Origin of the sequence: Achromobacter marplatensis (assembly GCF_002209535.1) — a bacterium.
In the GTDB taxonomy this organism is placed as follows: domain Bacteria; phylum Pseudomonadota; class Gammaproteobacteria; order Burkholderiales; family Burkholderiaceae_B; genus Achromobacter; species Achromobacter marplatensis.
The window spans coordinates 446,514-464,812 of sequence record NZ_NJIG01000002.1 but is presented as its reverse complement, the minus strand read 5'-3'; the positions used below and the strand labels follow the sequence as shown (position 1 = coordinate 464,812).

Genomic DNA, 18,299 nt, shown 5'->3' with positions numbered 1-18,299 from the left:
AGACCGTTTCAAAATCTTGCCAACCGATTTGCGGCCGGATGGCGACGGCTGCGCGCCGCAGGCAGCCGTTTGCCCTGCTGCCCTGGCAGAAATCAGGGCCTGCCCTGACAAGCCGCTGACGACCCGCGGGCGCTTACAGTCTGACACCTTACGCCATCGGGCTACGCGACCCGCAGCATCCCCATCTCTTCCCGCACCACGCCCCGCTGCGTCAACGCATACACCGCCCGCTCGACCCGCGCTTCCGCATCCGCCAAGGTCCGCGCCATGCCCAGCATCCGGCACACCGACTTGATCACATCCGCCTTCGGCGAGTTTCCAGTCATCGCCAGCACATGCAAGACGCCGTTGGCCAGTTCCTGGACACACACGTCGTCGATCCGTCGGCGCGTCGCGTCGTCTTCGCCCGCCCCGCGAAAGCCCGTCCATTCCTCAGGCTTCACGCCCGCCGGCCAGTAGAAGGTGGTTTCGCCTTCCTCGGTCTGCCCCACGTCCATCGGCGTCAGCGTACGCAGCCGTTCAACGATCCTGACGCCCGTGCGCTCCAGGCCCCAGGCGCGCGCCACCTTACGGTGCAGCACGGTTTCGGCAATCGGCCCTTCGGTTTCAATCACCACACGCAGCTGCTCGGTCACCTGGCTGTTGTTGGCGCGGCTGTAGAACGCCTCTGAGTCCCCGCCTTCCAGTGCCGCCGGGGGGTACACCTCGAACCCGCCAGGCGTGCTGGCAGAAGCCGATGCGCCGTGCTCGGCGGCCCAGGCGCCCTCCTCCGTCGTGATCACGAATTCCACGGGGCGGCCGCTGTCGGGCGCGCTCGGCTGGACGGCTTCCTCAACCTCTTCCGCTTCCGGCTCCTCGTCGACCTTGCGCTCCAGCTCCGCGTTCAAGCGGGCCAGGATCTTTTCCACTTCCCGCTCGGGGTTGATCCACCAGTCGGTCGACCAGACCCGGTGCAGGCGCCAACCCAACCCTTCCAGCACCACCTGCCGCAGGCGGTCACGGTCGCGCGCCGTGGCGCCCGAGTGGTAGGCGCGCCCATCGCATTCGATGCCCATCAGATACCTGCCGGGCGCGCGTGGATCCACCACGCCCATGTCGATCCGGTATCCCGAACACCCCACCTGCGGATGCACGGTCCAACCGTGATTGCGCAGCACTTTGATAACCTGAGTTTCAAACGGGCTGTCCGGCTCGCGCCCCGTGGGCAACGACTGCTCGACCAGGGCGCGCGGCCCCTTCAGCGCAAACTCCAGGTAATGCTTCAGATCCCGCACGCCGGTCGCCCGCACGCGCGACAGGTCAATCTGTTCCGGCATTAGCGTGCTGTAGATCACCACGCCTTCCCGAGCGCGCGAAATCGCGACGTTCAGGCGCCGATGGCCGCCCTCGCCATTCAGCGGCCCGAAGTTCATCGTCATCTTGCCGGCGGCATCCGGGCCGAAGGTGATCGAAAAATAGATGACATCGCGCTCGTCGCCCTGCACGTTCTCCAGGTTCTTGATGAAGAGCGGCTCGCGGGACTGGGCCGAAATGGCCTTGTCCAGGTCGGCGCTCGCGCGGCGGCGGGCGTCCAGCAGGGTTTCGATCAGCGATTGCTGGGGTTGGTTGAACGTGACCACACCAAGCGTCTGACGGCGGCGGGACTTGTCCAGATAATGCTGTTCGATGCCCTGCACGATGGCTTCGGCTTCGCGGCGGTTGGTGCGGCTGCCGCCCCGGTCATAGACACCGGCCACCTTCTCCAGGCGCACGGCCACGTCGTCGGTGACGGGCGACGGGAAGGTAATCAGCTGCGAGTCGTAGTAGGTGACGTTGCTGAAGGTGATCAGGCTTTCGTGCTTGCTGCGGTAGTGCCACTGCAGGCGCAGGCGGTTCATGTCGGCACCCAGGCATTCATCCAGGATGCTCTCCAGGTCCTCGACCTGCCCGTCGTCGCCTGCGCCGTCTTCTTCGGGCGCGGACTTGCTGAAGAAACTGGTGGGCGGCAGTTGCTTGGTATCGCCCACCACCACCAGTTGCTGGCCGCGCGCGATGGCGCCGACGGAATCCCACACCGGAATCTGCGACGCCTCGTCGAACACCACCACGTCGAATTGCGAATGGCCCGCGTCCAGGTATTGCGCAACAGACAACGGCGACATCAGCAGGCAGGGCTTGAGCTTCGGCAACAGCGACGGCAGGCGTTGCATCAACTGGCGCACGGGAACGTGGCGCGCCTTCTTCTGCAGCTCGCGCCGCAGCAGTCCCAGCTCGCTGTCGGGGCTGACCAGGATGCCGTTGCCGGCGGGCACCTTGCCGGCCAGCATCGCGGCGATATAGGCCGACGTCAGTGTCTGGAAGCGGTCGTCGGCATCGCGGAATTCGCGGATCTTGCGTTCGTGGTCGGCGCTGGAGAACGACCGCAGCACCGGCGAATGATCGATGACCTTCTTCACCCACCAATTGCGGTAGCTGAATTCAAAATGCGCTTCCACCTGCGCAAGCGGAACGCGGCCCTGTTCCAGCGACGCGACCAGGCCTTGCAGTTGTGCACCGATCGCCTGTTCGCGGGCTTCGCGCCACACGCACCAGGGCATCAGGAACTGCTTGTTGTGGCGCCAGCCGGCGATGACTGCCTGGATGCGTTCCAGCGCGCCGTTGGCATCCGCGCCACCCGACAAGGCCTCGGTGGGCTTTGCCCGCGTGTCGACGTCGGCAAGCCTGTCCTGCAAGGCGCGCCATGCATTGCGGTAATCCAGCAGCCGCTTGCCCAGCGCCGCGCCCGGTTGCAGAAAGGCGCGGTTCTCGCCCACCAGCGCCTGCAACCGCGTGCGCAGATCGGCCGCCGTGGCGGCATCGCCCGCGACCCGCGTGACGGCCTCGGCAAAGCGATGCGCCCATTGCTCGTGGCGTTGAACCTGATCCCAATCCGTATTCAGACCCGTATAGGAATCCTGCAGCAGGCGCTGGGCATCGGCTTTCTGGACAGCAAGCTCGCGGTCTTCGAGATTGACCAATGCCAGCGGCGTCAGCACCGCGCTGATCGCCGCGTCGTCCGGGCGTTGCGAATCCGTGCGGTAGGCGGCCAGGCGCTTGCGGATGCCGCCCTTGGCGAACACGGACTTCGGCCACCACGCCGAACACGCGGCCAGCCATTCGGCCTTCAGCACATTGGCGTCCAATTCCGCCAACTGCGCGTTCCATTGCCCACCCACCTGCGCCCAGTGCGCGTTGCGCGCCAGCCCGTGGCGCACCATGGCCTGCACCTGGAAGCGCGCCGAAGCATCGTGCGCCTGCGCCGCCAATCCAAGGGGCACTTGCGGGGCGGCCAGCAGCACGTCGATCAATTGGTCCAGCCTGGCATAGGCGTCCAGGCTCAGGCCGGCGGCCGGCACGCCCAGGTCGTCGCCCGCCGCCACGGCGTGCTGCTGGAACCCGGCAATCGCCTGATCCAGCGCCTGCGCCGCCGCCAGCAGCGCATCCTGCCAACTGGGGCTCCATTCCGCCATGCCGATGTGCGCCAGCGGGTGGCCAAGCAGCGTGCCCAACTCGCCTGACAAGGTCGCCATGCGCCTTGCGGTCTCGCGCAGTTGCGCGAGTTCCCGGCGCTCATGCGCCTGCCCGTCCGGCCACGACATCGGCGACGGGTCGCGTCCGGCGTTCTGAATGCAGGTGCCGATGGCGTCGAATACCGTCAGGCCGTTGGGATGCTCGTGATGCAGCGCGTCCACCAGTCCGTTCAGGTCCTGGCGCAGCACGGACAGGCGCTCGGCCTCGCGGGCCCAGTCGTCGCTGGTGCGCTGGCCGCTATGGTCCAGCGCTTTACCCAGCTGTTGCAATACCTCGGCTTTGCGCGCCTTGGACGAATGCAGCTCCAGACAGAACGGCCCCAGGCCGATGTTGGCCAGCCGACGGTGCACGACTTCCAGCGCCGCCATTTTTTCGGACACGAACAACACGGTCTTGCCGCGGGCCAGCAAGTGCGCGATCAGGTTGGTGATGGTCTGGCTCTTGCCGGTGCCCGGCGGGCCTTCCAGCACCAGGTCGCGGCCGGCGTCGACGGCGCAAATGGCTTTCAGCTGCGACGAGTCGGACAGCAGCGGGGTCAGCAGGTCTTCAGGCTTGTAGCTGTCGTCCAGCCGGTCAAAGCGCGCATCCAGGGGTTCCTTCGCGAAGGCCTGCCCCGGATGATCGATCAGGTGCTTGACGACGCGGTTGGCTTTCAGCTGCTCGGTACGGTCCTGCAGGTCCTTCCACATCAAATACTTGGTGAACGAGAAAATCCCCAGGTGCACCTGTTCCAGCACTTCCCAGCCAGCGATCTCGCGCACGGCAAGACGGAAGGCCTGCAGCACGCGGGCCACGTCCACGCCCTTGTCGTCGGCGGGCAGGATGTCCAGGCCCGGGATGCGCAGTTCGTAGTTGTTGCGCAGCATCTGCAGCAACGTGGGGTTGATGATGGTCTCGTCATCGTGGCGGACCAGGCGGAAGCCGCTGCGCACCGACTGGCGCTGCAACGACACCGGCACCAGGATCAGCGGCGCCAGGTGCGCGCTTTCCGCGCCAGGGCTTTCCGTCCAGCGCAGCATGCCCATCGCCAGATACAGCGTGTTGGCGCCGCCCTCTTCCAGGCCGGTGCGCGCCGCGCCAAAGATGGCCAGCAGGTTGGCGTCCAGCGCTTCCTGCGTGACGCGCGCGATCAGTTCCTTGTTGCCCAGTGCCTCCAGCGCCATGTCGTCCAACGGCGCGCGGCCGCCCCGGCTCTGGTGCACATCGGCCACGCGCGGATCGTTGCCTTCCATCAATGCGGCAGGCAAGGGGCGGATGCGGAATTCGCTGCCATCGACGATGGCGTCTTCCAGCCGGCCCAGGTCGGGCACGACCAGGGGCAGCGTGGACTTGGTCAGCTTGAAGTTCAGCAGCCGGTTGCGCAGCGTCAGGTCCAGCAGCCGCGATTTCCACTTGGCCAGCCGGCCTTCCGGCGTGTCGTCGGCGGGCTCCAGGCTGATGACGAACTCGGGGTCCAGCGGCGGCAGGTCGGGCGTGGGCTCGATGGCCGCAGGACGTTCGACCTCATCCGCGTCGCCCGGCGTCACCGATACTGCGCGCGACGGCAGGGGCTTGATCTGCAGTTCGCGCGCACGGTGCACGTCGATGGCGTAGCGGAACGTGTCCTCTTCGCGCAGATGGGCGGCGCCCTGCTCCAGCGCCAGGCGCAGGGATGGGCGGAAGTTCGGGTGCTGTGCGATGCCGGTGGTTTCGAAGACCAGGAATTCGCCGCTGTCCACGCGCTTGCGCACCGCTTGCACGTCGTCGGTCAGCGGATCCGCGAAGCACGCCTGATGCAGCCATACGCCGACCCAGGCGTGGCCGTCCTTCATCAGGATGACCGGGCGCAGCCCGGCCTGCTCCAGGCAGGACGAGAACAGCATGGCCAGATCCAGGCAGGTGGCCACGCGGGCTTCCATGATGCGGTCCGGCGTACGGATCTTCTGGCCGTCCACGCCGAAGGACGCGGGCGGCTCGGCGTAATGCAGGGACTCCGCGGCCAGCGTGCTGTAGATGGCCGACACCTGCTTCCAGACCACATCGCGGCTCTTGGACTGGTATCCGTTCATCTGCAGATCGGCATGCTGCGCGCGCAGCAGCTTGGACGCCTTGCCGATCAGCACGTCCACCGCGGGATTGTTCGGCATCGAGAACGCGGCCAGCAGCTCGGGCAAGGCGCGCGTGCCGGCCCACTGGTCATAGGCCAATACGGTGATCGGCTGCGACGCGTGGCCCAGTTCCTGCGTGCCGGCCTGCACCGCCACGTCGATGCTGGCGCGCACGGCCTCTTGCAGGTCGGCCACATAAGCATGGTCGGGCGTCAGGTCCAACGGCGAGATGCGGCGGACTTCACCTGGCACCAGTTTGTCGAAGCGCAGCTTCACGCTTTGCGCAAAAGCGGGATTGCAGCGGATATGCACTTCGATGTTCTCGAAGGCCTGCGGCGCACGGTTGGTCAACCGCAGGGACCGGACGATGGGGACGGCATTCTGGATGGACGCGTAGCCCAGCGTCGGGTCAGATTCGATCGTGATGGCGATGGCGTCGGGCGTGTTCAACCCAGCGGCATGCGCCGCGCCTTCCTGGATCGCCGGCGGTTCCAGGTCTTGTCGCTTATCCATCGATATCTCTCTGCGAATACGGGGCGCTGGCCCCATTTCTAATCTGCAAGGACGAATTCTAAAGCCGTATCGAATGGCGGCGCCGGGTAACAGTCATTACAAGCGGAATATTCGCGTGTGCGTGCGCGTCAATCGTATTGGCACGCCGTGTTTCGGCGCCGATCGAAGACACTTGAATGAGGGTGAAGGATATGAAGTCGTTCAGAACGTTCGCCAGCGGCATGGTGGTCCTGGCCTCTTTGGCTGCCACCTCCGCATGGGCCGCGCAAGACCTGAATGTGTACGGCCCCGGCGGCCCCGCGCCTGCCATGAAAGAAGCTGCCGCGGCTTTCGGCAAGACCCACGGCATCACCGTCAACGTCACTGCCGGCCCCACGCCAGCGTGGGCCGACAAGGCCAAGCAGGATGCCGACGTGCTGTTCAGCGGCGCTGAAAACATGATGAGCAGCTTCGCCACCGCCTTGCCCGGCGTGTTCGACCTGCGCGATGCCCGCACGCTGTACCTGCGCCCGTCGGCCATCCTGGTGCGCCCCGGCAACCCCAAGGGCATCAGCGGCTTTAAGGACTTGCTCAAACCGGGCATCAAGGTCATGGCCGTATCCGGCGCGGGGCAGACCGGCCTGTGGGAAGACGTGGCCGGCCGCCTGGGCGATATCGGCACCGTGCGCGCATTTCGCGCCAATCTGGTCCTGCCCGAAGCCGCCAACAGCGCCATGGCGCGTACCCAATGGACCGAAGACCAAAGCATCGACGCGTGGTTGATCTGGAACATCTGGCAGGTGTCGAACCCCACGCTGGCCAGCGTGGTGGAAATCGAAGAACCCTACCGCATCTATCGCGACGCCGGTGCCGTGGTGACCCGGCAGGGCAAGAACAACCCGCAGGCGCAGGCCTTTGTGGATTATCTGGCGTCGGCCGACGGCAAGGCCATCTTCAAGAAGTGGGGCTGGAAGACGGACTGACCGACAAGCGCGTCGCCACTTGCAGGAACGACGCCAGCGCTGGATTCGCGTCGTCGCGGCGCCAGGCCAGGCCGACTTCCTGCTTCAGGAATTCGGTCGTGTCCGACAGCGGCACATAGCTGACTTTCGGATGCATCAAAGACTGCAGATTGCTGGGAATCAGCGCCACGGATAATCCTGCCGCAACCAGGCAGATCACGCTGCCGATCTGCGCGCTTTCCTGGTCGATCTGCGGATAGAACCCGGCCGTGGCGCACGCGGAAATCAATTGCGCATGCGCGGCCGGCACGTGCTGGCGCGTAAAGGCCACGAACGATTCGTGTGCCAGCTCCTTCAGCGCGACAGACTTGCGCTTTGCGAGCCGGTGCGTGTGCGGCAACGCGCACATCAGGCGGTCGTGCTGGTAGCGCATCGACGCAAGCAGGGTTTCGTCGTCGGCCAGCGGCGTGCGCAACATGCCCACGTCCAGGTAACGCCCCTTGATGCGTTCCAGCTGGTCGCGCGTAGTCATTTCGAACACCCGCAGCTTGACCTGCGGATAGTCGCGCCGGAACTGGCCGATCAGGTCCGGCATGAAGCCATACCCGGCGCTGCCGATATACCCCAGGGACAACTGGCCGATGTCGCCGCCGGCTGCGTGTTGGGCGCGTTCGACGGCTACGCGTTCATATCGCAGCCATTGATAGGCCTCTTCAAGGAATACCGCGCCCGCCGGAGTAAGCGCCACGCTGCGCTTATTGCGCACGAACAGAGGCGTACCCACATGCGATTCCAGCTTCTGGATGGCCTGGCTTAACGGCGATTGCGCGATCCCGACACGCAAGGCCGCGCGGCCGTAATGCAGCTCTTCGGCCACGGCAATGAATTGGCGCAGTAATCGGCTGTTCAACATAAAGATAATTATTGTCTTACAGAGCATTGAATTATATGTTGGACACGAAAAATATGCGCTTCTAGACTGGGTTTCCTTCATACCGCCCGTTCCGGAAAAACAATGAGCGAGACAAACATCCAGGCCCAAGATGCCTATGGCGCCATCGCCGCGCTGCTGGGCCGCGATTGGACCCAGCAAGAATCCCCCGAACACCGCCTGCGCTTCCATGGCGTCAGTCCGCGATTCGATTCCCCGCATAAATTGACCGTAGCCGCCGCCAGCGCCATCGGCGCGTACGCGTTGGCGATAGAACGCTGGCATCACATGGCCACCGCCCAGCACCAGACCGTGGCCATCGACTGGATGCAGGCGGCCAGCTCGTTGAATCCCGGGCACTTTCAAACGCAAAGCGGGTTTTCGCTGCCGGCCTTGTCGCTGCTGACGGAACTGAAGGCCGATTTCTATCAAACCGCCGACGACCGCTGGTTCTTCCCTATCGGCTCCTACCCGCATTTGCGCGACGGCGTGCTGGAGGTGCTGGACTGCGCGAACACCAACGCGGCGCTGGCCAAGGCCATTTCGCGTTGGAACGGCGACGATCTGGAAACAGTATTTGCCGAACGCAAGCTGCCGGGCGTCTATGCGCGTTCGCAAGAGGCGTGGCTAAGCCATCCCCAGGGCCGGCTGCTGGCCGACCTGCCGGCGGTTGAAGTCATCAAGATCGCCGACAGCGAACCGGAACCTGCTCGCGCAAACGTCCGGCCCCTGGATGCGATGCGCGTGCTGGATCTGGGCCATGTCATCGCGGGGCCGGTCGTGGCGCGTTCGCTGGCCGAGCACGGCGCCGATGTCCTGCGCATCACCTCGCCCGCCATGCAGGACCCGTTTCGTCAAACCGTGGACACGAACATCGGCAAACGCTCGGCGTTCCTGGATTTCGACGCGCCGACAGGCTTGCAGGCGGCGTGCGACCTGATCGCGGGCGCCGATGTGGTCGTGCAATCGTGGCGGCCGGGCAGCATGCGCAACCGCGGCCTGGGTCCGCAAGACGCCGCCGCGATCCGGCCCGGCGTGATCTATGTCACCGTCACCGCATTTGGCGACGAGGGGCCGTGGGGGCAACGCGGGGGCTTCGAGCAACTGGGCCAGACCGTCAGCGGCATTTCGGTGCGGGAAGGCGGCAAGGGCAAACCCCGCGTCGTGCCGCCCTACTTGTTGAATGATTACCTGACGGGATATCTGGGCGCCACCGGCGTCATGCAGGCGCTGATACGCCGCGCAGAAGAAGGCGGCAGCTACCACGTCAAGGTGTCGTTGGCCCGCACCTCGATGTGGGTGCAGGACCTGGGGCTGTTGAACGACTTCGATCCCACGCAGCCGCGGCGCCATTTCGCGCTGGAACTCAAACCCCTCCTGGAACGGCGCGAATCCGCCTATGGCGTGCTGGAACAGTTTCCGCCCGTGGCGCAGTTTTCGCGGACGCGCGCGGCCTGGGTGCTGCCCCCGGCGCCAAACGGTGCGCATCCGGCGCAGTGGCTGTAGGTCCACCGCTTGCAGATCGACGACGTTACATCCTTAGAAAAAAAGCAGAGGAGACATCATGAACATTCAACGAGTCACAGGCACGCTTGCCGCCGTTGCCATCGTGGGCATGGCGGGTGTTGCCCACGCGGCCGACGGCTATCCCAACAAACCCATCACGCTGATCATCGGCTTTGCGCCGGGAGGCCCCACCGACGCGATAGGCCGGGTCTTGTTCAAGACCGTGTCGCAGAAACTGAACGTGCCCATCATCATCGAAAACAAGCCGGGCGCGGGCGGCAATATCGGCACCGCGGAATTGATGCGCGCCAAGCCCGATGGCTACACGCTGCTGTACGGCACCTCTTCGATCACCACGGCGCCGCCCTTGTTCGGGCGCGATGACCTGAATCCCAAGACGGCGTTCCTGACCGCCAGTTGCTCGGTCAGCGTGCCGCTGATCCTGCTGACGAACAAGGCCATGGACCAGAAGTCCGCCACCCAGTTCTACGACACCGTCAAAGCGAATCCCGGCAAGTATTTCCAGGGATCGTCGGGCAATGGCGCCATCGATCACCTGGTGTCCATGGATATCGCCAACCGAATGGGCCTGGATATCCAGCACGTGCCCTACAAAGGCAACGGCCCGGCCCTGACCGACCTGGTCAGCGGCAACGTGAATTTCATGTATTCCGGTTCGTTCAACAGCGCCATGCCTTTCATTCAGAACGGCCAGGCCCGGGCGCTGGCGGTCACGTCGGAAAAGCGGTCGGCGAGCTTGCCGGACGTGCCCAGCCTGAGCGAAGCAGTGCCTGGCCTGAAGGGGTTCGATGCGGGAACCTGGCAAGTCCTGATCGCGCCCAAGGGCACCGACCCCGCCATCCTGGCCAAGCTGGACCAGGTGCTGCAGGAATCGCTGAAGGACCCCGAGGTGCAGAAAAGCCTGCGGTTCCAGGGCGCCGAGCTGATGGACAAAGATCCGAAGGCCTGCCAGGAGTATGTGGCCGCGGAATATTCCCGCTGGAGCGAAACGATCAAACGCCTGGGCCTGAAAGCCGAGAATTGATCGGGCCCGCGCCCGGGCGTTCGAAGACGCCTAGGACGCTGGCGCCTGGCGGTTACTGCGCGCCCGGAAACGCGGGATCCGTCAGGCAGGCTTTCGCCCATTCATAGTCATCCGACCCGTCGATCTCCCCGTCGATTTTGGGCAGCGGTTCGGACGCATAGACATATTCCGGCTGTTCCGGTTGCCGGTTCCATTTCGCCGGGGTGTCCCCGACGCTGGCGCAGGCCTCGTCCGAACTGCTGAACGAGCAGGACGCGATGACACGCGGCTTGCCACCCACCACGTTGGCGACATAGCGCTTGGTATACACGGAGCCCGACGCCCAGGATTCGTCCACCGAGCAGATGCGGTCATTGTTCTGGTAGTGGCGAATCGCGAAGCAGCCGTAATACCCATAATCGTTGGGAAACACATCGCAAGACGTCCAGTAGCCGGCGAACTCGCCGCCGGTGAATTGCGCCTGGAACTGCCTTTGCTGCACCGCGCGGTCGATGATCTCCGGCATGGACGATCCCTTCCGGGTTTCCTTGAACTGCGCCGCACGGCTGCCGATCAGATCCCGTGCGACCTCACCCACGGTCTTGTCATCGGCCAGCGCATCAGGGTCCGAGATCAAATGGTCCAGCGCCTTGTCGCGCGCATGGATCCAGCGCTTCTGGCTGTCCACCAGCATGGTGCGGATCTCGGCGTCGGGCGCCTGCTTCAGGATCGCTTGATAGGCTCGGTTCAAGTCGGCATCGGCCGCCACCGTTTTCTTGTCCGAGCAGATCAGTTTTTCGACGGCCGTGCCGGCCTTCGCACAATTGATCGCCAGGGCGGGCGCCGACGCTACGAACAGTCCAGCAAGAAGCAAAGACCTTACTGCGGGGAATCCGGATTGCATGACGTCTCTCTATTCCAAAGGCCAGCCGGGTCGGCTTAACGGCTGATGACTTCGCTGTCTTCCATCACAATGCGGTAGCGGTTGCGCAGGTCCAGCACATAGGTGAAGTTCGACGTGCCCGAAGCGGTCTTGCCGCGTGCCGGGCTGGATACGGTGTAGTCGTAGATGCCCATGACCAGGCACATCTGGTCTTTGCAGTTCGCCTTCAGCGAACTTTGGTCCACCACGAAGCGGCGAATCGGCCAACGGGCGAAATATGCCTTCTTGTCCGCCAGAATCTCGGACTTGGGACGCTTCTTCTTGAAATAGTCGACCGTGTCCGCATAGAACTCGCGCGTGAAATTCATCGCTTCTTCGTTCGGACCGGCGCCCGTCTGGATCATCAGCGCGGCGGCATTGATGGCCCGTTGCTCGTCGGAAGGGGCCGCAGGCGCCGTTTCCTTTTCCATATACGGATTGGCGACCGGGGCCGGTGCAGTGTGCGCGGTCCGAGCCGGCGCCTGCACAGGCGGCGAAGGCGGCGACACCGGCGCCGATGCGGTAGCCGATGCATTGATCTGACTGCCGCCCGTGGCCGCACGCGGCGCGCTATTTTGCGCGACTTGCGTCTGCCCCGTGCGGTTGATGCCGTACTTGGCGATTTCCTGCGGCTTGAAGAAATACATCTCTTTGGACGGCGTGCTGAACATGATGCCCAGCACGTCCGCCGACACGCCATATTTCGGCAGCGTCGCGACAATGTCCGAAACACCGAACTGGGCCTGCTCGCCCGTCATTTCCGGGGCAGAGATCTGGTGCACGCCCAGGCGGCCTTCAGCCAGGCGCTGGCGGCCGGCAAAGAACACGAACGCGCACGCCGACGCGCAATAGCTGTCTTTCGGAATGAACGTATTCAGCCCGCGCTCGTAGACCTCTTCGGCCACGACCAGGCCAATATGCACCAGTCCGCCGCCATTGTTCTGCAGAATCAGGGTGCCGATGGTGGGATGCTCGCGCAACGCCTTTTTCAGGTGCAGCATGTCGTTGGCGCCGACGCCGGTGTGATAGATCAGCAAGTTGGGCGCGCTGGGGAAAAAGACGAACGGGCCATAGCGCTCGGCCTCTTCGGCCGGCTGCGGCTGCGCGGGCGCCTGGGCCTGCGCCGAAGCGGCGGCAATGGCGCCCAGCGACAGCGCCATGCCCATTCCAAAAGCCGTTAGTTTTCTTTTCAGCATCGGTTCTGTTCTATCGCAAGTAGAGAAACTGGCGTTTCCCGGCCTGGGCTGCGGGGGCATCGCGCCCCCTCTTGCATCCCTGAGAGGCGCAAATTTATCAGTCTTCGCCCCTTGGCGCATGCCACCGGGGCGAGTTGGCCGTCAGAAAGTGACTTTGACCGAGGGCGCGCTGCGCTGGGCCTCGCCGTGGAACACGGCTTCAATGTTGTTGCCGTCCGGATCCAGCACGAACGCCCCGTAATAGCCGGGATGGTAGTTGCGGAATCCGGGCGCACCGTTGTCCTTGCCGCCATGGGCCAGCGCCGCTTGATGAAACGCGTCGACCATCGCCTGGTCTTGCGCCTGGAACGCCAAATGGTGGCGCCCCGTCAGCTGGCCTTGCGCCGCCTCGCTGTCCGCGGTGGACACGAACAGTTCATCGCCCCAGAAATAGCCGTCGCCCGTGCCGCCCATCGGCACCTTCAGGGCATCGAAGACGGCCTGATAGAAGGCCTGGCTGGCGGGTAGATCGCGGACGACCAGCTGGATGTGATCAATCAGGCGGCCGCGGTGGAGTTCGTTGGTCTGCATGGAACGCTCCAGGTTGAGGGGAGATCGCCTCAATATAGCGCCGTGCGGCCGCCCCCGAATTCAATGTATGGTCCGCGCCCCTTTGCGCGCCCGTTTGATCTCGTACATGCGCGCATCGGCCAGGCGAACCGCCGCCTCGGCGTCCAGGCCCCGCGGGTCTACCGCCACGACGCCCACGCTTGCGCCCTCGTAGGGCACCACCGCGTCGCCCAGCTGATACCGGCCGATGGTGGCCGCCGTCGCGCGTTCCTCCAGCGAACGGGCCGCGTCTTCGGCTTCGCCGCGCAGGGCTTCGCCCCCGGGGCCCGTATTGCCGCGTTCGATGGCGGGGCCGGGGCCGATCAGCACGAATTCGTCGCCGCCGATGCGGCCCAGCATGTCCGACGTGCGCAGCGTGCCGGCCAGGCGGCGCGAGATCTCCTGCAGGAACACGTCGCCTTGCTGGTGTCCGTAAGTGTCGTTGATGCCCTTGAACCCATCCAGGTCGATCACGCCCACCAGCACGCTGCCGCCTTCGCGCAAGGCACGCTTTTCCAGGCGTTCAAGCTCTTCGTACAGCGCGCGGCGGTTGGGCAGCCCCGTCAGCGGATCAGTCAGCGCGTAGGACATCAGGCGGACGTTGGCGGCGTGCAGTTGCTCCATCAACAGCTCGCGCTCCAGGAAGTTGGCGATCACGTTGGAAAACAGCTTCAACACGGTTTCTGCCTGCGGAGCGATCTGGTGCTGTTGCGCGCTGGCCGCGCACAACGTGCCCAGCAGCATTCCTTCATCGGTGCGCACGGGCGCGCTGACATACGTCTGGATGCTCAATTGGCGGGCGGCGTCGGAATCGGGCCAGCATTGGGAGACATCGCTTGTGCACATGCGGCCTTCTTCCAGCGCGCGCTTGCACAAGGTGTCCGACCACGGGACCGACAAGCCTTCGGGAATCTGCAGATCGCCCACGTTGCGCGCAAAGCGCACGTGCTGCAGATCGTCCTTCAGATCGATCGAGGTAAGGTAGGTGGATTCCAATCCTGTCACGCTGCCCAGCATGTCCAGCAACGGGCGGGTCAATTGCTCGACCGATTTGGCCTGAGGCAGGGAAGTCGACAGTCCGGCGAGTATTGGATCCAACAGCAATCTCCTCGAATCGCGCGCTTATTGATGCGGCAGTATTTGCAGCCCCGTCCCTGGAACGGGTGGGGGCCAGTCAGCCGCCATTATGCACTGCGTATCGCGCGGGTTTTGTGGCGCCTGCCGCTTGGTCGCATCCCGTAAAAAAAAGAAAACCCGCATTCCCCTGTTCGGGAAATGCGGGTTGGAATTCGTGGATGATATCGAGCGCCAGTCAGCGCCCGAGATAATCCGATCAGCCGACCACGCGGAAACGTTCGGCGTCGTCCATGAAACCCTTGTCGCCGAAGCCGTTTTCGTTCGAGCCGAACGGCATTTGCGCGCGCAGCTTCCACGATGCCGGGATCTTCCATTCGCTGGCCACGACACCGTCGATCAACGGGTTGTAGTGCTGCAGGCTGGCGCCGACACCGGCGTTGGCCAACGCAGTCCAGACCGACAGTTGGGCCATGCCGCCCGCTTGTTCCGACCACACCGGGAAGTTGTCGGCGTACAGGGCAAACTTTTCTTGCAGGCTGCGCACGACGTCCTGGTCTTCGAAGAACAGCACCGTGCCCACGCCGGCGGCAAAGCTCTTGAGCTTGGCTTCGGTCTTATCAAAGCCTTCGGCGGGCGCAACCTTGCGCACGGCTTCGATGGCCAGATCCCACAGCTTGATGCTTTCGGCGCCAAACAGGATGACGGCGCGCGAGCTTTGCGAATTGAACGACGAGGGGCTGTGCTTGATCGCGTCTTGGATCAGCGTTGCCAGTTCCTCTTTGGAGGCCGACAGGTTGCGGCCCAGCGAATATTGGGTGCGGCGCTTCTTGAGGGCGTCGAGATAAGCGTTGCTCATAAGAATATAACCTTTCGACCAGTAGATAGAGGGGTGGTATGCGAGGCGATTCTACCGGCAGCCCTGTGACCGGAAAACCCATTCCCGTCAAAAATCCGGGGTTTGGGGTCGGAACAAACTGTTCTATTCATGAACCCAATCGGGCGGATAGCACGCCCCTACGACGCTATTGCAGCGCTGACTTCGCCATGGCCGAAAGCATCCAATCCCGAAACGCCTGCACGCGGGAATCGGCCGCCGCGCCCGCCGGATGCACCAGGTAATAGGCGTACTCCGGCGCCACCCGCACACCCACGTCGAACAGCCGGACCAGGCGGCCAGCCTGCACGTCCCGATCCACGAGTTCCCATTCCACCAGCCCCACCGCCCCGCCGTCGATCACGGCCTGCACCACGTGGCTGGATTCGGTGAAGGCGACGCTACGGCTGTCGTCAAAGCCATCGATGCCGGCTGCCGCCATCCACATCGGCCAATTCGGCCACACCACGCCGCCCGGTTTGCAGTCCACGTAGCAAAGCGTGTGTGCAAACAGGTCGCGCGGTGTCCTCAACGGCGGGCCGGCCCGCAGCAGCGCCGGGCTGCATACGGGAACCACCTCGGTATGGAACAGGCGATGTGCAATCGCCCCTTGGTATTTCCCCGCGCCGAAACGGATCGCGACGTCGACATCGTCAGCGTCAAAATCCCGCACCTCGTCGCTGATGTCGAACGTCAATTCCAGCCCAGGATGCGCGGCACGAAACTGCGGCAGCCGGGGCAGCAGCCAGTTGGTGGCAAAGCGCGCCCCCACCGACAGGCGCAGATGTTCGGATCCGCGGCTCACGCGTCTGGCTTTGGCAGCCGCGCGCTGCAGCGTTTGCAGCGCATCGGCTGCCGCTTCGAACAGGATCGCGCCCGCCGGCGTCAACTGGATGCTGCGGCTGCTGCGGGTAAACAGCACGACATCCAGCTGGTCTTCGATCTCTTTGATCTGGTAGCTGACGGCGGCAGGCGTCAGCCCGACCTCGTCGGCGGCCCGCGTGAAGTTCAGGTGGCGCGCGGCGGCTTCAAAGGTTCGAAGGGCGCGCGTGCCGGGCAGCAGTCGATTCATGATCTTCAAGCCAAATTTAATGATCAGATGAAAATTACTCGTTTCCCCCGGGGAATTCAATTAAGGATAGTAGAAGCCCTTGATGATCAACCCGTTCCAGGAGCTTCCATGCCGACCTCTCCGCCCGCTTCCTTCGTCACGCACCGCAATGGCCAGCCGGCCACCTTGCAGGACCTGACGCCCTTGGCGTTTGCCGGCTACGCCCACTTCACCGCCATGCAGGTGCGGGACGGGCGGGTGCGCGGGCTGGACCTGCATCTGGCACGGCTACACGCGGCATCGATCGGGATGTACGGGCAAGCCTTGCCCGACGAGCAGATCGTGATGGCGCTGCGGGCGGCGATCCAGGCCGGGCCGGCGGACGTCTCGCTGGTGGCCACGGTGTATTCGCCCGCCGGTGAATTCACGGTGGCAGGGCCCGAGGTGCAGCCGGAACTGCTGGTGCGGACCGGCCCGCCCGCTACCGGGCCGGGCGGTCCGCTGGCGTTGGCGGCGATCCCGCATGAACGGATGCTGCCTTCGGTGAAGCATGTAGGCGAGGTCGCCAAGACCTACCTCTTGCGCGCAGCCGCCGCGCAAGGTTTCGATGATGCGGCGTTCGTGGATCGGCAAGGCCGCCTGAGCGAAGCCTCCATCTGGAACCTGGCTTTCTGGGACGGCGAGGCCGTCGTGTGGCCGGATGCGGCGATGCTGACCGGCACGACCATGGGCATCGTGCAGCGCCAGCTGGATCGAATGGGCGTGCCGCAACGGGTGCAGGCCGTCACGCAGGAAAGCCTTCGAGACCTGCGGGGCGCCGTCGTCATGAACTCGTGGACGCCGGGGGTGGCGGTGCACCGGATCGGCGCGGCCGCCCTGCCCGCCGCGCCCCGCTTCATGGAATTGCTGCATGCGGCCTATGGGGCGGAGGCACCGGTATCGCCTTGATGACGGTGGCGGCTGACCTGACCCCGGCATCCGGCAGACCGCCGCGGTCTATCCGCCGCGGCCTACCCGCTTCAGGCGATTCAATCGGCGCGGAATCCCGTCGCTTTCACGACGTCTGACCAGCGCCTGGATTCCGATGCCAGCAAGGCTTGCAGCGCTTGCCGGTCGGACCCGACCACCACGAAACCGGCCTCGCCCAGGCTGCGCACCGCCGCAGGCTGGCGCAGCGCCTGTGCGCTGTCCCGCTGCAATCGGTTCAGCACGGCATCCGGCGTACCGGCAGGCGCGAACAGCGCGAACCAGGCGCCGAAGTTGATCGCGGGCAAGCCGCGTTCGGCAAACGTCGGCACCGACGCCAGGGCCGGCGAACGGTGCGCGCCGGTGATCGCCAGCGCGCGCAGCTTGCCGCCCTGCACCTGCGGCACCGCCAGCGCCGTGGTCACGAAGGCGGCCTGGACCGCGCCGGACACCAGGCCGGACACGGCATCGCCCGTGGAGCGGTAGTGGATGGCTTCGATCTTCATGCTGGCTTCGCGGGCGAATAGCTCGGCGCCGAAATGCCCCGGGGTGCCCGCGCCAAAGGTCGCGAAATTAAGGCGGTCCGATGCCTTGCGGGCCCCGTCGATGAACGCGCCCAGATCCTGGTAGGGCGAATCCGCCGGCACCACCAGCACGAAGTCGGCGCGCACGACTTCGGAGATAGGCGCGAAGTCGCGCGGCGGGTCGTAGTTCAGGTTGCGATAGGTCGCCGGCGAAATGCTGATGGAACCGACCTCCCCCAGCAGCAGCGTCTGGCCGTCCGCCGGACTGCGCGCCACCGTCTGCGCGGCGATCTGCCCGCCTGCACCCACCTTGTTTTCCACCACGACGCTTTCGCCCAGCAGCGGCCCCATGTGCTGCGATAGCGTGCGGGCCACGATGTCCGGCCCCGTACCCGGCGGAAAGCCCACGTTCAGGCGCACGGGGCCATTGGGAAATTGCGCCATCGCCGCGAACGGCAGGCATAGCAGGAAGCCGCCGAACAAGCGGCGCAACGTCGATGTCATGGTTGTCTCCGAGTGGTCTTGTTATCCATGCCGCGGCGGCCGCCGC

General features: G+C 64.8%; 13 protein-coding genes. 4 read left to right on the top strand and 9 right to left on the bottom strand.

The genetic code is table 11. From position 1 onward, the window contains the following. Window positions 1–161: 161 nt before the first annotated feature. Complete coding sequence (locus CEY09_RS05675) at window positions 162–6,149, bottom strand: DUF3320 domain-containing protein (protein WP_088587880.1); 5,988 nt, start codon at window positions 6,147–6,149, stop codon at window positions 162–164. 191 nt (window positions 6,150–6,340) lie between these two features. Between CEY09_RS05675 and CEY09_RS05670 the strand changes: the two genes are divergently transcribed. Beyond that, a complete protein-coding gene (locus CEY09_RS05670; protein ID WP_167390020.1) occupies window positions 6,341–7,111 on the top strand; it encodes an extracellular solute-binding protein in 771 nt (256 codons plus the stop codon). On the opposite strand, the gene CEY09_RS31875 is transcribed toward CEY09_RS05670, so the two are convergent. After that, entirely contained in the window at window positions 7,083–8,003 is a 921-nt protein-coding gene (locus CEY09_RS31875; RefSeq protein WP_158218653.1) for a LysR family transcriptional regulator, read from the bottom strand. The two genes, CEY09_RS05670 and CEY09_RS31875, sit on opposite strands and share 29 nt — an antisense overlap. A gap of 102 nt (window positions 8,004–8,105) precedes the next feature. Here CEY09_RS31875 and CEY09_RS05655 point away from each other — a divergent pair, with 102 nt between their 5' ends. Both CEY09_RS05655 and CEY09_RS05650 read left to right on the top strand, forming a co-directional pair. Continuing rightward, window positions 8,106–9,527 (top strand): CoA transferase, encoded by a 1,422-nt coding sequence (locus CEY09_RS05655; RefSeq protein WP_088587878.1) that lies wholly within the window; start codon window positions 8,106–8,108, stop codon window positions 9,525–9,527. A gap of 58 nt (window positions 9,528–9,585) precedes the next feature. Further along, entirely contained in the window at window positions 9,586–10,572 is a 987-nt protein-coding gene (locus tag CEY09_RS05650; RefSeq protein WP_088587877.1) for a Bug family tripartite tricarboxylate transporter substrate binding protein, read from the top strand. 52 nt (window positions 10,573–10,624) lie between these two features. Here CEY09_RS05650 and CEY09_RS05645 read toward each other — a convergent pair whose 3' ends face one another. From CEY09_RS05645 to gcvA, 6 genes are all read right to left on the bottom strand, one after another. After that, complete coding sequence (locus CEY09_RS05645) at window positions 10,625–11,455, bottom strand: lysozyme inhibitor LprI family protein (RefSeq protein WP_167390019.1); 831 nt, start codon at window positions 11,453–11,455, stop codon at window positions 10,625–10,627. A 35-nt stretch (window positions 11,456–11,490) separates the two neighbouring features. Then, window positions 11,491–12,633, bottom strand: a complete 1,143-nt coding sequence (locus tag CEY09_RS05640) for a hypothetical protein (RefSeq protein ID WP_234818230.1) — start codon at window positions 12,631–12,633, stop codon at window positions 11,491–11,493. A gap of 177 nt (window positions 12,634–12,810) precedes the next feature. After that, window positions 12,811–13,239: a VOC family protein gene (locus CEY09_RS05635; RefSeq protein WP_088587874.1), complete on the bottom strand. Its 429-nt coding sequence runs from the start codon at window positions 13,237–13,239 to the stop codon at window positions 12,811–12,813. A 60-nt stretch (window positions 13,240–13,299) separates the two neighbouring features. Then, window positions 13,300–14,355, bottom strand: coding sequence for a sensor domain-containing diguanylate cyclase (locus CEY09_RS05630; protein WP_088587873.1), 1,056 nt, complete (start codon window positions 14,353–14,355; stop codon window positions 13,300–13,302). Window positions 14,356–14,590: 235 nt separating this feature from the next. Then, window positions 14,591–15,190, bottom strand: a complete 600-nt coding sequence (locus tag CEY09_RS05625; protein WP_006223672.1) for a nitroreductase family protein — start codon at window positions 15,188–15,190, stop codon at window positions 14,591–14,593. Window positions 15,191–15,356: 166 nt separating this feature from the next. Next, on the bottom strand, window positions 15,357–16,280 hold the full coding sequence (gcvA, locus tag CEY09_RS05620) for a transcriptional regulator GcvA (RefSeq protein WP_088588053.1): 924 nt from the start codon (window positions 16,278–16,280) through the stop codon (window positions 15,357–15,359). Between the two features lie 108 nt (window positions 16,281–16,388). Between gcvA and CEY09_RS05615 the strand changes: the two genes are divergently transcribed. Further along, complete coding sequence (locus CEY09_RS05615) at window positions 16,389–17,207, top strand: aminotransferase class IV family protein (protein ID WP_088587872.1); 819 nt, start codon at window positions 16,389–16,391, stop codon at window positions 17,205–17,207. A gap of 80 nt (window positions 17,208–17,287) precedes the next feature. Here the strand turns inward: CEY09_RS05615 and CEY09_RS05610 are convergent, their stop codons facing one another. Next, complete coding sequence (locus tag CEY09_RS05610; RefSeq protein ID WP_088587871.1) at window positions 17,288–18,253, bottom strand: Bug family tripartite tricarboxylate transporter substrate binding protein; 966 nt, start codon at window positions 18,251–18,253, stop codon at window positions 17,288–17,290. Window positions 18,254–18,299 lie beyond the last annotated feature (46 nt).